The organism is Streptomyces tropicalis (assembly GCF_029269835.1).
GTDB classification, from domain to species: domain Bacteria; phylum Actinomycetota; class Actinomycetes; order Streptomycetales; family Streptomycetaceae; genus Streptomyces; species Streptomyces tropicalis.
On record NZ_JARJBB010000003.1, the window covers coordinates 205615 to 219839 of the forward strand.

Below are 14225 nucleotides of genomic sequence, written 5' to 3' on the forward strand. Positions count from 1 at the left end.
CGGCATTCCGCATCGCGTTCGCTGCTCCGGCCGGGTACGACACCGCGTGCAGCCCGGACCGCCCTCGCGGCACCGGGCGTGCGGCTCCCTCCCGCCGTCACTCCGATGCCCCGGTGCCCCGGCGGGCCCAGGGCACCGGCCGCCGGGGCGCAGCGGGTGGCGGTCGCTACGTCAGGTGGGTGACCGTCGGCCGCGGCGCGGCCTCGGGCACGTCGCCCGGGTCGTCCGCGTCCGCCCGGCGCGTGGCGGCGACCGGGGGAGCAGCGGCGGTCGGGGAGGCGGCGGTGACCGGGGGCGTGGCGGTGACCGGGGGCACGCCCGGCGGCACCGTCCCGTCACCGGGCGCCCCGGTCGGCGGCGGGTTCCCGGCCTGGAGCGCCTCGGACGGTTGCGGTGTCCCGGTCCGCGCCGCCTCCGGTGGCGGCAGCGTCCCGGCCCGGGCCGCCTCGTTCGGCGGCAGGCTCCCGGCCGGGGCCGCCTCGGACGACGGTGGCTGCCCGGCGGCGCGGGGCGGCTCGACGGCCGTGGGCTGCGCCGCGCCGCGGGAGGCGGCGGCCGCGCGCCGCGCGGCCGCCCGGGCCACCTCCGGCTCCGTCGGCTGCTGCGCCTTCTCCAGGAAGCGCAGCAGCTCGACCGGGAAGGGCAGCACCAGCGTGGAGTTCTTCTCCGCGGCGACGGCGACCACCGTCTGCAGCAGCCGCAGCTGCAGCGCAGCCGGGGTGTCCTCCATCTGCTGGGCCGCCTCGGCCAGCTTCCTCGACGCCTGCAGTTCGGCGTCCGCGTTGATGATCCGGGCACGGCGCTCCCGGTCCGCCTCGGCCTGCCGGGCCATGGACCGCTTCATCGTGTCCGGCAGCGACACGTCCTTGATCTCGACGCGGTCGATCTGCACGCCCCAGCCGACGGCCGGGCTGTCGATCATCAGCTCCAGGCCCTGGTTCAGCTTCTCCCGGTTGGACAGCAGGTCGTCCAGATCGCTCTTGCCGATGATCGAGCGCAGGGACGTCTGTGCCATCTGGGAGACCGCGAACTTGTAGTCCTCCACCCGGATCAGCGCGTTCGCCGCGTCGACGACCCGGAAGTAGACGACCGCGTCCACCCGCACCGTCACGTTGTCCCGGGTGATGCCCTCCTGGGCGGGGATCGGGAGCGTGACGATCTGCATGTTGACCTTGTAGAGCCGGTCCGCGAACGGAATGATCATCGCCAGGCCGGGCTGCCGCTCGTCACCGGTCAGCCGGCCGAGCCGGAAGACGACCCCGCGTTCGTACTGTTTGACGATCCGCACCGCCGCTGCCGCGTACACGAGTCCCGCGCACCCGGCGGCGATCACCGCGGTCAGCAATTCCTGAAGCATGACGACGACCCCTCGTCAGCCGCTTCCGCGCTTTTGCGCCTCTTTCAAACGATATGCCCGGTCCGAGAGTGCGGTCGAGGCCGGGGTGGCGCTGCACGGAGCGGCCCCCGCCGGGCCCCCGCGTGACGGGGGCCCGGCGAGGCCGGCCAGATGCGGGGAGGAGGTCAGAGCGCGGTCGTCCGCACCGCGGCGGTGCCGGTCGCGCCGTGGCGCTCGGCCCAGTTCTCCAGGGCGGTGCGGCAGGCGTGGTCCAGGTGGTGCAGTCCGGACAGGTCCAGCTCGACGGGGGGTCCCGGGGCAGTGACTCCAGGCTGTCGAGGATCTTCGGCAGCCGCAGGAAGGTCGCGTTGCCCCACAGGAGCGCCCGGATCGGGCCCGCCCCCCTGTCGACGATCTCCAGCTTCAGATGCGAGGCCTCCCACGCGGTCTTGGCGACCGACAGGGCGAGGCCGATCAGGACCCCCTCGAACATGTTCACCGCGACGATGGACACGGCCGTGGCCACCAGGATCAGCGCTTCACCCCGGTGCTCCCGCCACAGCTGCGCCATCTGCCGGAAGGGGATCAGCTTCCAGCCCGCGTGGACGAGGACACCGGCCAGGGCCGGCAGGGGTATCAGGGCCAGGACCTGGGGCAGCAGGGCCGCGAAGAGCAGCAGCCACACCCCGTGCAGCACCCGTGACGCCTTGGTGCGCGCCCCGGCCTGCACATTGGCGGAACTGCGCACGATCACCGCCGTCATCGGCAGCGCCCCGAGCAGACCGCACAGCGTGTTGCCCGCGCCCTGCGCCATCAGCTCCTTGTCGTACGCGGTGCGCGGACCGTCGTGCAGCCGGTCCACGGCCGCCGCGCTGAACAGGCTCTCCGCCGAGGCGATGAGGGCGAAGGCGACGATCGTGCCGAGGATCGCCGGATCGGCCAGGACGCCGAACGCCTCGCCCCCCGGGAGCCGGACCGCGTCGAACAGGCCCCGCACCTCCGCGGTGGCCACCGGCAGGTCCAGGGCGTGCGCGGCGAGCGAGGCCGGCACCACCGCGGCCAGGGCGCCCGGCACGGCCCGGATCCGCCGCGGCAGCCGCCGCCACAGCACCAGCACCGCGACGGTGCCCGCGCCGACCGCCAGGGAGACGAGGGCACCGGTGCTGCCGAGGACGTCGGCCACGGCGCCCGGCAGGCCCGCGATCTTCTCCGTGCCGGAGGCCGGTGCCTTCAGGCCCGCCGCCGAGTAGAGCTGGCCGGCGATGATCACCAGGCCGATGCCGGCCAGCATGCCCTCGACCACCGAGAGCGAGATGGCCCGGAACCAGCGCCCCCACTTCAGTGCGCCGAGGGCCAGCTGGATCAGGCCGGTGGCCAGCACGACGATGCCGAGCGCGGGCAGGCCGAAGGTGCGCACCGTCTCCAGCACCAGCACGGTCAGACCGGCGGCCGGCCCCGACACCTGGAGGCTGCTGCCCGGCAGCAGTCCGGTGACGACCCCGCCCACGATGCCGGTGACCAGGCCGAGTTCGGCCGGGACGCCGGAGGCGACGGCCACGCCCACGCACAGCGGCAGGGCGACCAGGAAGACCACGAGCGAGGCGGCGACGTCCTGCCGCAGATGGGGGAGACGGCCGGTCACGGCGGCGCTCACAGGGCCGTGAAGGAGTCGGTCTGCGGGCGGTGCGCCAGGACGGCGCCGGTGTGCACCTCGTAGTACCACCCGTGCAGCGTCAGCCGGCCGTCGGCCAGCTTGGCGGCGACGCAGGGGTACGAGCGCAGCCGCAGCAACTGGGCCAGGACGTGGCCCTGGACGCCCTCGGCGACGGCCGGGTCCCCGGCTCCGCCCTGCGGCCGGGGCGCGGCCCGGGTCAGCCAGTCCCGCACGGCGGGCACGGCGTCGAGGTCGTCGCCCCGCACGAGGGCGCCGACGGCACCGCAGTGCGAGTGGCCGCAGACGACGACGTCCCGGACGCCGAGCACCTCCACCGCGTACTCGATCGTGGCGGCCTCGCCGGTAGGACGGTCCGGGGCGTAGGGCGGGACGATGTTGCCCGCGGTGCGCAGCTCGAAGAGCTCGCCGGGGCGGGCGCCCGTGATCAGGGCCGGGACGACCCGGGAATCGGAGCAGGTGATGAACAGGACCTGGGGCGACTGGCCTTCGGCGAGCCGGGCGAACTCCTCAGGGCGCCGGCCGAACGTACGGGCGTTGTCGATGAGGGGCTGCATGTCTGGTGTCTCCTCCTGGCGCGCCGTGGGGGCGCGTCGGGCTTGCACGACAGGGTGGGGGGAACTGGGCTGCCGCTCGGCGGGAGTGCCTGCCGCACGGCAGGGTGCGGTGCCGCCCGCGGGGGCGGCGGTGCGTGTCAGCAGCGGAAGACCTGGAGTGCGGCCGGGGTCCGGCCGGCCGGGGGTCCGGGCGTGCGGGAGGGGAGGGCGCCGGAGCCGGCCGCCTCGTGGGCGGCGGGACCGGCCGTCCGGGTGCTGCGCTCGGGCGCCTGCGGGGCGCAGTCGGCGGTGCGCTGCCGCTCGCGGGTGCGCAGGGGATGGGTGGGCGCCCCCGAGGGCCCGCAGTCATGGGGAGTCAGCTTCCCGTCGCACGGGGTCGCGGCGGCGGGATGGGTTCCGGTCGCGGTTCTGGCCTCGACATGACGGGGTGTGTGCGCGGATGCGAAGGCCGGGGTCGCCGCGAGGAAGGGTAGGGAGAGCAGGAGGGCGGCGAGGAGGGCGAGCACGGTCCGGGCGGACCTGCCTCGGAACATGAGCCTCCCTTCGCGCGTTTCGCATCTCTAGCGCAGGCCAATGAATGGTCAATGACTGGTCAAGAGATACGGTAGCCCTGCAAAGTTGTTTGCAGGGTGAACTCCGCGTTTCGGGCCGAAGGCAGCCTCAAAAGTGAGGGTGGGATGGCGCGAACCGGCTCTTGATCAGCCCGCGCCGCTCGGGTATTGAGGGGTCGTCAGTGATCCCCGGCGATCCTCAGCGGCCCTCGGCGTCCTCGACGAGGCCCTTGGCGTCCCGGGCGAGCGCGGTGAGGCGGGATATCGCGCGGAAGTACTTCTTGCGGTAGCCGCCGTTCAGCATCTCCTCGCTGAACAGCCGGTCGAAGGGCAGTCCGGAGGCGAGGACGGGCACCTCGCGGTCGTACAGGCGGTCCGCGAGCACCACCAGGCGCAGCGCCGTCGACTGGTCCGGCACCGGCCCGACCTCCGTCAGGCACACCGCCGCGATCCCGTCGGTGAGCGCGCCGTACCGGCTCGGATGCACCTTGGCCAGGTGGTCCAGGAGGTGCGGGAAGTCGTCCAGCGTGGCGTTCTCCGTGGCGTACGCGGCCCGGGTGACCTGCTCCTGCGAGCAGGGGGCCGGGGCCTCGGGCAGGCCGCGGTGGCGGTAGTCCTCGCCGTCGATGCGCAGGGCGCGGAAGCGCGCCGCGAGGCCCTGGATCTCGCGCAGGAAGTCCGCGGCCGCGAAGCGGCCCTCGCCGAGCTTGCCCGGCAGCGTGTTGGAGGTCGCCGCGAGCGCCACGCCCGCGTCGACGAGCTTGCCGAGCAGCGTCGACACGAGGACCGTGTCGCCCGGGTCGTCCAGCTCGAACTCGTCGATGCACAGCAGCCGGTGGCCGGAGAGCGTCTCCACCGTCTTCTGGAAGCCGAGCGCGCCGACCAGGTTCGTCAGCTCCACGAACGTGCCGAACGCCTTGAGCGCGGGCTCGGCCGGGGTGGCGTGCCACAGGGAGGCGAGCAGGTGGGTCTTGCCGACGCCGTAGCCGCCGTCGAGGTACACCCCGCGCGGCCCGGACGGCGCCTTGGCGGCCCTGCCGCGGCCCTTGCCGAAGCCGAACAGGCCGCGCCGGCCGGAGCCGGAGGCGTGCGCGCCGCCGAGTCCGGCGGCGAAGTCCTCCAGGACGCCCACGGCCTCGGACTGGCTGGACTGCTCGGGGTCCGGGATGTACGTGGCGAAGCGCACCGCGTCGAAGCGCGGCGGCGGCACCATCTCGGCGACGAGCCGGTCCGCGGGGACGTGCGGCTCGCGCGCGCACAGGGACAGCGGAGCCGAGTCGGCTATCGGACGGAGGCCGGAGGCGGCGGTGGAGGACGACACGGTTCCCCATGCTAAGTGCTGCGACCGGCGGGTCCGGCCGGGAAGGGCGCGCCGTACGGGCGCGGCGGGCCACCCGGGCCTGTCCCGCCGGCGTGCCGGGCCGCGTGGAACACTGCAGGTCATGCGACGCCTGTTCCCCGTGCCCGACCAGCCGGCCTCCCCGGCCTCCACCGAAGAGCCCGGAGCCGGCGCGGCGGGCGCCACGGGCGCCTCCAGGGACCGGGAGTGGAGCCTCGCCGAACTGGCCGCCGCCTACGCCTATCCCGAGGACGCGCACGCCGGGCGCGTGCCGTGGCTGCGGGCCAACATGGTGTCCACGCTCGACGGCGCGGCCCAGCACGACGGGCGCTCCCAGCCCCTCTCCTGCGCCGCCGACATGCGCATCTTCGGCACCCTGCGGGCGCTGGCGGACGTGGTGGTCGTCGGCGCGGAGACGGCGCGCCGGGAGGAGTACCGCCCGGCGCGCGCCCGGCGGGAGTTCGCCGCCGCGCGGGCCGCGGCCGGGCAGGGGCCCGCCCCGGCGATCGCGGTGGTCAGTGCCGGGCTGGACCTGGACTTCTCCCTCCCGCTGTTCACCTCGCCCGCGGTGCGGACGCTGGTCCTGACGGGCGCCGCGGCCCCCGCCGGACGGGTCGCCGCGGCCGAGCGGGCGGGGGCCGCGGTGGTGGTCGCGGGCGACGGCGGCGGAGTGGACCCCGCGCGGGCCGTGCGGGCGCTGGCCGGGCTCGGCCACACCCGGCTGCTCACCGAGGGCGGCCCCCGGCTGCTGGGCCAGTTCGTGGCGGCCGGAGTCCTCGACGAGCTGTGCCTGACGCTCGCCCCGATGCTGACGGCGGGCGACGCCCAGCGCATCGCGGGCGGCCCGTCCGTCGAGGTCCCCCGCCGCTTCGCCCTGGCCTCCCTGCTGGAGGAGGACGGCTTCCTGTTCAGCCGCTACCGGCGCCCCTGACGCGCTCGGACGAGCCGGGCCGCCCGCTGCCCTCGGCCCCGGCGGACTCCGGTGCCGAACCCGTCCGCGCCGATGGCCCGGGTACGCCGGTCCGGGGCGGACGCACCCCGCATTGCCGGCCCCGGCGCCTCGGGGGCGGCCCGGCCCGCCCGCCATCGGTGGGCCCGACCCGCTCCGGGCGGCCCGACCGGCCCGACCCTCGGCCCGCGGCTCTCCCCGGCGGGCGACCTGCCGTCGCGCCGAAGGCGGGCATCCCGGACCGACACGGGCGGAATCTGCAATTCCGATCTATCGGCTCTGGGCACACTGAATCAGGCAGTACCCGTGCGATCGCGGGGCAGGATGGTTTCCGCAGGGGCTTCGGCCCACGGGGAGAGAGGGCCCGCGGGCCCTCGAAGGAGAAGAGGCGCCCGGTGTTCACAAGCGTACTGATGATCGAGAAGGCCCTGACGTCCGCCGACGTGGAGTTCGTCACCACCCTGCACGGGGACGAGGCGGTCGCCTTCCACGTGCTGCTCCAGCCGCGCGGCGACCAGGCCGACCGCCTGCTGCGGGCCATCGACGACATCGCGCTCGGCGAACTCGACGAGGCGGCGCGCGAGCGGGAGACGCCCGAGGGCGACGACGCCAGGAGCGCGGGTGAGCAGGCCCTGGACGTGTCCCTGAAGGCGCTGCGCGCGGCGGGCTCCCAGGCCGTGGGCCGGCTCGTCGAGGACCATCCGCTGGACGCCCTGAAGTCCCTGGTGGAGGAGTCCGGGGCCGACGAGGTGATCGTGCTGACCGATCCGCACTACGTGGAGGAGTTCTTCCACCGCGACTGGGCCTCCCGGGCCCGCCACAAGGTGGGAGTGCCGGTCCTGAAACTGTTCTCGCACAGCAAGGCATAGGCTGGGGCGGCGCCTCCGTCCCCGGAGGCGTCCCACCGTCCTCGGTCCTCGTACCGCCCGTCGCACCATCTGGGGAGAAACGCGCATGGCACCCGGCCTTCCTACCGCCATGGACCGACCGCACTTCATCGGCATCGGCGGCGCCGGAATGTCGGGCATCGCGAAGATCCTCGCCCAGCGCGGGGCGAAGGTGGCCGGCAGCGACGCCAAGGAGTCGGCGACCGCCGAGGCGCTGCGGGCGCTCGGCGCCACCGTGCACGTCGGGCACGCGGCCGGACACCTCGCCGACGACGCCACCTGCGTCGTCGTCTCCTCGGCGATCCGCCAGGACAACCCCGAGCTGGTCCGCGCCGCCGAGCTGGGCATCCCGGTGGTCCACCGCTCCGACGCGCTGGCCGCGCTGATGGAGGGCCTGCGCGCGATCGCCGTCGCCGGCACCCACGGCAAGACCACCACCACCTCGATGCTGGCGGTCTCGCTGACCGAGCTGGGCGCCGACCCGTCGTACGCCATCGGCGGCGACCTGGACGCCCCCGGCTCCAACGCGCGCCACGGCGACGGCGGGATCTTCGTCGCCGAGGCGGACGAGTCGGACCGCAGCTTCCACAAGTACGCGCCCGAGGTCGCCATCGTCCTCAACGTGGAGCTGGACCACCACGCCAACTACGCGTCGATGGACGAGATCTTCGAGTCCTTCGAGACCTTCGCGGGCCGTGTCGTGCCCGGCGGCACGTTGGTCGTCGCCGCGGACCACGACGGCGCCCGCGAGTTCACCCGCCGGCTGGACGGCTCGGTGCGGACGGTGACGTACGGAGAGTCCGAGGACGCCGACGTGCGGATCCTGTCCGTCGTGCCGCAGGGCCTGAAGAGCGAGGTCACCGTCCTGCTGGACGGCGAGCAGATCACCTTCGCGGTCTCCGTCCCCGGCCGCCACTACGCGCACAACGCCGTCGCCGCGCTGGCCGCCGGCGCGGCCCTCGGCATCCCGGCCGCGGAGCTCGCCCCCGCCCTCGCCGCGTACACCGGCGTCAAGCGGCGGCTGCAGCTCAAGGGCGAGGCGGCCGGCGTCCAGGTGATCGACTCCTACGCCCACCACCCCACCGAGATGACGGCCGACCTGGAGGCCATGCGCTCCGCCGCGGGTGACGCCCGGATCCTCGTCGTCTTCCAGCCGCACCTGTTCTCCCGCACCCAGGAGCTGGGCAAGGAGATGGGCCAGGCGCTGTCCCTCGCGGACGCCTCCGTCGTGCTCGACATCTACCCGGCCCGCGAGGACCCGATCCCGGGTGTGACCAGCGACCTGATCGTCGAGGCGGCGCGGGCGGCGGGCGCCGACGTGACCGCCGTGGCCGACAAGGACGAGGTCCCGGACGTGATCGCGGGAATGGCGAAGGCGGGCGACCTCGTTCTCACCATGGGCGCGGGCGACGTCACCGACCTCGGACCGCGCATCCTGGACCGACTGTCGAAGTGAGGGGCTGAGGACGCATGGCGTACGACGTCGAGAAGCCGGACGAGCAGTGGCGTGCGGAGCTGACCCCGGCCGAGTACGCCGTGCTGCGGCAGGCCGGCACGGAGCCCGCCTTCGTCGGTGAGTACACCGACACCACGACCCGGGGTGTCTACTCCTGCCGGGCCTGCGGTGCGGAGCTGTTCACCTCGGAGACCAAGTTCGCGTCGCACTGCGGCTGGCCGTCCTTCTTCGACCCGAAGGACAGCGAGGCGGTCGAGGTGCTGGAGGACCGCTCCCACGGGATGGTGCGCACCGAGGTCCGGTGCGCGCGCTGCGGATCGCATCTCGGGCACGTGTTCGAGGGTGAGGGGTATCCCACCCCGACGGACCAGCGGTACTGCATCAACAGCATCTCCCTGCGGCTGGAACCGGCCGAGGGCTGAGCGGCCCCGCCCGCCGGGGAGACCGGCCGGCGGCACCGCCCCCGGGAAGCGGACCGACCCGCTCCCGGGGGCGGCTCGCGCTTTGCGGCGCACCGCGACAGTGGGACACTGTGTGACACAGGTGACGTTCTCCGCGTCACCCGCACTCTTCACGTTCCTCGGGCGGAGGCGGGTGGGACACCATGGTCACAGCTTCCAGCGTCGTAGCCGCGTCCACGACCCACGAGTGGGCCGTGCTCGGCGCCTTCATCATCGGACTCATCGTCGTGGTCGGCGGCCTGGTGTGGGCCGTGTGGCTCGGCATCCGGGTGATGCTCAGGGAGCCCGACCGGCCCAGCGAGGCCGAGCAGCCCCACCTCCCCGTCACCGGCGCGGTCCACGAGATCCGCGAACTCCGCGAGCCCGACGAGGTCACGTGCGACGAGGGCGCGCGGCTGATGCCCTACGAGATCCACGCCGCGGGCACGCGGCGCAGTCACGACCAGCACCGCCACCGCTGGTCCCCGGGCGGCAGCGGTTCCTTCGGCAGCGGTGGCCCCGGCGCCACCTGACCGGCGCACCGGCCGCACGACCGGGGGCGGGACCCGAGGGTCCCGCCCCCGGTCGCGTCCGCGTGCGGGACCCGGGTCCGGCGCCGGGGCGTACCCGTCCGAACCATTTCAAACCCCCTGCGCCATCACGGTCGGATGTCGTTCGGGCGTCGTCCGGATCCCGGCACGTCGACCGCCGGGGTGACGTCAGGGGCGGCGTCTAGACTCTCCCGGACGGCCCGCGCGACCGTGGGTGCGAGCGGGCAGCTTCTGCCAGATCCGAAGGGCATGCGGCGTTTTGATACGCATAGATTCAGTCACCAAGCGGTACCCGGACGGCACGGTGGCGGTCGACCGGCTCTCGCTGGAGATCCCGGACCGCTCGATCACCGTCCTCGTCGGGCCGTCCGGCTGCGGCAAGACCACGACCCTGCGCATGATCAACCGCATGGTGGAGCCGACCGAGGGCGCCATCCTCCTCGACGGCGCCGACGTCCGGCAGCAGCCCGTCAACACACTGCGCCGGTCCATGGGCTACGTCATCCAGAACGCGGGCCTCTTCCAGCACCGCACGATCCTCGACAACATCGCGACCGTGCCCCGCCTGCTCGGCTGGGACAAACGGCGCGCCCGCGCCCGCGCGGCGGAGCTGATGGAGCGGGTCGGACTCGACTCCGCCCTCGCGAAGCGCTACCCCTACCAGCTGTCCGGCGGCCAGCAGCAGCGCGTCGGCGTGGCCCGCGCCCTCGCCGCCGACCCGCCGGTGCTCCTCATGGACGAGCCCTTCTCCGCGGTCGACCCCGTGGTCCGCAAGGGCCTCCAGGACGAACTGCTGCGCATCCAGGGCGAGTTGGGCAAGACCATCGTCTTCGTCACCCACGACATCGACGAGGCGATCAAGCTGGGCACCATGGTCGCGGTGCTGCGCACCGGCGGCCGGCTCGCCCAGTACGCGCCGCCCGCCGAGCTGCTGTCCGCCCCCGCGGACCCCTTCGTCGAGGACTTCCTCGGCGCCGACCGCGGAATCCGCCGGCTGTCCTTCTTCACCTCCGCGGGGCTGGAGCTCACCTCGGAGCCCGTGGTCGACGTGGACGCCACCGCCGAGCAGATCGCCGCCGCTGCCGCCGCCGGCACGCCGTACCTCCTGGTCACCGACCGGGACGGCAGGCCGCTCGGCTGGAGCGAGCCCGGCGAACTGACCGCCGGAGCGGTCGACCCCGACCGGCTGCTGTCGCCGGGACGCCCCTTCGAGCAGGGCCGGGACTCCCTGCGGGCCGCGCTCGACGGGGCCGTGCTGTCCCCGACCGGCTGGGCGGTCGCCGTGGACGGCACCGGCAAGGTGAGCGGAGTCGTCTCCCAGGCGGCCGTCGGCGAGGCGATCCGCGCCGCGCACGCCGAGGACCGCACCGACGCCAAGGTCGCCGGATGAACCGCTTCTTCGACCTCCCCAGCGACCTCCAGCACAGCTGGTTCGGCCTCATCGGGCTGCACCTGCGCGAGGCCCTGCTGCCGGTCCTCGCCGGACTGCTGGCGGCCCTGCCGATCGCCCAGCTGTGCGTGCGGTTCCGCTGGCTGTACCCGCCCGTCCTGGGCCTGACCACAGTGCTGTACGCGATCCCCTCCCTGGCCTTCTTCGTGGTCCTCATCGACTACACCGGCCAGACCGAGCTCACCGTGATGATCCCGCTCGCCGTCTACAGCCTGGTCGTCCTGGTGCCGGCGATCGTCGACGGGGTCCGCTCGGTGCCGCAGGAGACGCTCGCCGCCGCGACCGCCATGGGCCTCGGGCCCGTACGGCGCTATCTCCAGGTGCAACTGCCGATCGCGGTGCCCGCCATCATCGCCGGACTGCGGGTGGCCACCGTCTCCAGCATCAGCCTGGTCAGCGTCGGCATGCTGATCGGCAACCAGGGCGCGCTGGGCAACCTGCTCAACGACGCGAACATCTACCACCGGCCCGAACTCGCGGTGAACTCCGTGCTCACCACGGCCGTCCTCGCGATCCTCGCCGACGGAGCCCTGGTGCTGCTGCGCCTGCTGCTCACCCCCTGGATGCCGCGCCGCACCGGCCGCCCCGCGCGGGTGGCCGAGGCCGCCCGGCCCGACACGGCCACGCCCGCCGACGCGGCCGTGCCCGCCCTGGAGGACGCAGCCCGGTGAACGTACTGCACTTCGTCAACGCCTTCTTCGGCGACGGCTCCCACTGGCACGGCTACGACGGGATCCCCGCCCGCCTGGCCGAGCACCTGCGCTACTCCCTGATCGCGCTCGCCCTGGCCGCCGCCATCGGGCTGCCGGTCGGCCTGCTCACCGGCCACTACGGGCGGGGCGGCAACACCCTCGCCCTGATCGCCACCGCCGGCCGGGCGCTGCCCAGCTTCGGCCTGCTGGTGCTGATGTTCATCCTGCTCGGGTTCGGCCTGGTGCCCGTGATGATCCCGCTGGTCGTCCTCGCCGTGCCGCCGATCCTGGTGACCACCTACGAGGCGGTGCGCTCGGTCGACCCCGCGCCGGTGGACGCCGCCCGGGGCATGGGCATGGCCGAGTCCCGGGTCCTCTTCCGGGTCGAACTGCCCGTCGCGCTCCCGCTGATCCTCAGCGGCCTGCGCTCGGCCGCCATCCAGATCGTGTCCACCGCCACCATCGCCGCCTACGTCAGCCTCGGCGGCCTCGGCCGCTACATCGTCGACGGCCTCTACCAGCGCGACTACGAGAAGGTGGTGGGCGGCGCCACCCTGGTCGCGGTCCTCGCGCTGGCGACGCTCGCGCTGTTCTGGGCGGTCGCGCGGTGGGCGGTCTCGCCGGGGGTGCGCCGCAGTGGCTGACCCGGGCGCTCCGCTCCGGACGCCCCGCCCCGAAGCCGTCCGGCCCACCCGCATCGCCCGCGTCGGGGCCGATCGCTGACCCGGCCGCCCTCGACCACCGAGAACCCTCTGGATTGGAACACCGACGACCATGCCAACTCCTCAGCCCGGAACGGGAACCGTGACTCCTCGACGGAACAGCACCAGGTCAAGCACGATGCGCTCCGGCGCGGCCGCCGTCGCCCTCGCCGCCACCGCGGCACTGCTCGCGGGGTGTTCGTCCTCCGGCGGCAAGACCGACGACCCGCTGTCCGGCGGCAAGGCCGGCGACGGCACGGTCGTCGTCGGCTCCAACAACTTCCCCGAGAGCATCCTCCTCGCCGACGTCTACGGCGAGGCGCTGAAGGCCAAGGGCGTCAAGGTCGAGTACAAGCCCAACATCGGCAGCCGCGAGACCACGTACGGCCTGCTGAAGAACGGCTCGATCACGGTCCTTCCCGAGTACAACGGCGCACTGCTCGCCTACCTCGACAAGAAGGCCGCCCCGAAGTCGGTCGCCGCCACGACGGCCGCCGTCTCCGCGAAGCTCGCCCCCAAGCTGGCGCTGCTGAACCCCTCGCCCGCCGAGGACAAGGACTCCGTCACGGTCAACGCCGCGACGGCGCAGAAGTACCACCTCACCTCCTCGTCCTCCATCGCGGACCTCAAGGACGCCGCCCAGGACCTGGTCATCGGTGGCTCCCCCGAGTTCCAGACCCGGCAGCAGGGACTGGAGGGCCTGAAGTCGGTCTACGGACTCCACTTCAAGTCCTTCAAGGCGCTGGACGCGGGCGGCCCGCTGACCCAGGCGGCCCTGAAGAAGAACCTCGTCCAGGCGGCCGACCTCTTCACCACGGACCCGACCGTCACCAAGGAGAAGTTCGTCGTCCTGCAGGACCCGAAGAACCTCTTCGGCTTCGAGAACGTCCAGCCGCTGGTCCACAAGCCGGGCCTGGACCGGAAGGGCACCGACGCGCTCAACGCCGTCTCGGCCAAGCTCGACACCGCGGCCCTGCTGAAGCTGGACACCCAGGTGCAGACCCAGGACAAGGACCCGCTGGAGGTGGCCAAGGCCTGGCTGAAGTCCGAGGGCCTCGCCTGACGCAGCGCGCACGGCCCCGGGCGCCCCGCACCGCCGGCACCCGGGGCCGTGGCACGGCTCAGAGGTCGAACTCGTGCGGCGGCAGGTCCAGCGCGTAGCACGCCTCCCGGACCACCGCCTGCTCGGACTTGTCGAAGTCGCCGTCCGCCCCGCCGATGACGATGCCGATCTGGATCACGGCACGGGCCTCGGCCGGCTTCTTCTTCGCCTTGGCGATCTCCTGCAGCACGCTCACCTTCCCGAAGCCGAAGTCGGTGGTGAGCCGGCCGAGGTTCTCCTCGAAGCGGCGGCGCAGGTCGTCGGCCGGGAAGTTCTGCAACACCTCGTTGGTGGCGATCAGCTGGGCGACACGCTGCCGCTCCGAGGGGTCGACCGTCCCGTCGGCGGCGGCCACGAGCGCGCACACGGCCATGCTCGCGTCGCGGAAGGCGCCGCTCTTCAGGTCGTTCTTCCTGGCGACGAGCTGGGTCTGCATCTGCGACGCGGATTCCCTGATGCGGTCCCACAGGGCCATGTGCACTCCAAGTGTCTGGCGGTCGTCGCCGGTTGCCGGAGCGATCCGGATTCGCTCTGCAGCACCG

The 14225-nt window shown here is 73.6% G+C and carries 14 protein-coding genes and 1 pseudogene; 9 read left to right on the top strand and 6 right to left on the bottom strand.

Annotated features, from left to right (window positions below):
• Window positions 1-166 precede the first annotated feature (166 nt).
• The 5 genes and pseudogenes from P3H78_RS07485 to zapE all read right to left on the bottom strand — a co-directional run bounded on the left by P3H78_RS07485 (window position 167) and on the right by zapE (window position 5437).
• Complete coding sequence (locus P3H78_RS07485) at window positions 167-1357, bottom strand: slipin family protein (RefSeq protein ID WP_276108027.1); 1191 nt, start codon at window positions 1355-1357, stop codon at window positions 167-169.
• Between the two features lie 164 nt (window positions 1358-1521).
• Window positions 1522-2990 (bottom strand): annotated as a pseudogene (locus P3H78_RS07490) (SulP family inorganic anion transporter).
• On the bottom strand, window positions 2987-3565 hold the full coding sequence (locus tag P3H78_RS07495; protein ID WP_276108028.1) for a carbonic anhydrase: 579 nt from the start codon (window positions 3563-3565) through the stop codon (window positions 2987-2989). Before P3H78_RS07495 ends, P3H78_RS07490 begins: the two are co-directional and overlap by 4 nt.
• A 137-nt stretch (window positions 3566-3702) precedes the next feature.
• On the bottom strand, window positions 3703-4098 hold the full coding sequence (locus P3H78_RS07500) for a hypothetical protein (protein ID WP_276108029.1): 396 nt from the start codon (window positions 4096-4098) through the stop codon (window positions 3703-3705).
• Between the two features lie 217 nt (window positions 4099-4315).
• Window positions 4316-5437, bottom strand: a complete 1122-nt coding sequence (gene zapE / locus P3H78_RS07505) for a cell division protein ZapE (protein WP_276108030.1) — start codon at window positions 5435-5437, stop codon at window positions 4316-4318.
• Window positions 5438-5558: 121 nt separating this feature from the next.
• Between zapE and P3H78_RS07510 the strand changes: the two genes are divergently transcribed.
• From P3H78_RS07510 to P3H78_RS07550, 9 genes are all read left to right on the top strand, one after another.
• The gene (locus P3H78_RS07510; RefSeq protein ID WP_276108031.1) at window positions 5559-6386 is read left to right on the top strand and encodes a pyrimidine reductase family protein; all 828 of its coding nucleotides are present in this window, start codon (window positions 5559-5561) and stop codon (window positions 6384-6386) included.
• Window positions 6387-6799: 413 nt separating this feature from the next.
• The gene (locus P3H78_RS07515) at window positions 6800-7273 is read left to right on the top strand and encodes an indole-3-glycerol phosphate synthase (RefSeq protein ID WP_276108032.1); all 474 of its coding nucleotides are present in this window, start codon (window positions 6800-6802) and stop codon (window positions 7271-7273) included.
• Between the two features lie 85 nt (window positions 7274-7358).
• Entirely contained in the window at window positions 7359-8747 is a 1389-nt protein-coding gene (gene murC, locus P3H78_RS07520) for a UDP-N-acetylmuramate--L-alanine ligase (protein WP_276108033.1), read from the top strand.
• Between the two features lie 14 nt (window positions 8748-8761).
• Complete coding sequence (gene msrB, locus P3H78_RS07525; protein WP_276108034.1) at window positions 8762-9169, top strand: peptide-methionine (R)-S-oxide reductase MsrB; 408 nt, start codon at window positions 8762-8764, stop codon at window positions 9167-9169.
• Between the two features lie 182 nt (window positions 9170-9351).
• Window positions 9352-9720, top strand: a complete 369-nt coding sequence (locus tag P3H78_RS07530) for a DUF6479 family protein (RefSeq protein ID WP_276108035.1) — start codon at window positions 9352-9354, stop codon at window positions 9718-9720.
• A gap of 277 nt (window positions 9721-9997) precedes the next feature.
• Complete coding sequence (locus tag P3H78_RS07535; protein WP_276108036.1) at window positions 9998-11128, top strand: ABC transporter ATP-binding protein; 1131 nt, start codon at window positions 9998-10000, stop codon at window positions 11126-11128.
• Window positions 11125-11859 carry an ABC transporter permease gene (locus P3H78_RS07540; RefSeq protein ID WP_276108037.1) on the top strand — a complete coding sequence of 245 codons (735 nt, stop codon included), beginning with the start codon at window positions 11125-11127 and terminating at the stop codon, window positions 11857-11859. Before P3H78_RS07535 ends, P3H78_RS07540 begins: the two co-directional genes overlap by 4 nt.
• Window positions 11856-12524, top strand: coding sequence for an ABC transporter permease (locus tag P3H78_RS07545; protein ID WP_276108038.1), 669 nt, complete (start codon window positions 11856-11858; stop codon window positions 12522-12524). Before P3H78_RS07540 ends, P3H78_RS07545 begins: the two co-directional genes overlap by 4 nt.
• A gap of 196 nt (window positions 12525-12720) precedes the next feature.
• On the top strand, window positions 12721-13644 hold the full coding sequence (locus P3H78_RS07550; RefSeq protein ID WP_276108040.1) for an ABC transporter substrate-binding protein: 924 nt from the start codon (window positions 12721-12723) through the stop codon (window positions 13642-13644).
• Between the two features lie 58 nt (window positions 13645-13702).
• Here the strand turns inward: P3H78_RS07550 and P3H78_RS07555 are convergent, their stop codons facing one another.
• The gene (locus P3H78_RS07555) at window positions 13703-14158 is read right to left on the bottom strand and encodes a tellurite resistance TerB family protein (RefSeq protein WP_276108041.1); all 456 of its coding nucleotides are present in this window, start codon (window positions 14156-14158) and stop codon (window positions 13703-13705) included.
• Between the last annotated feature and the right edge of the window lie 67 nt (window positions 14159-14225).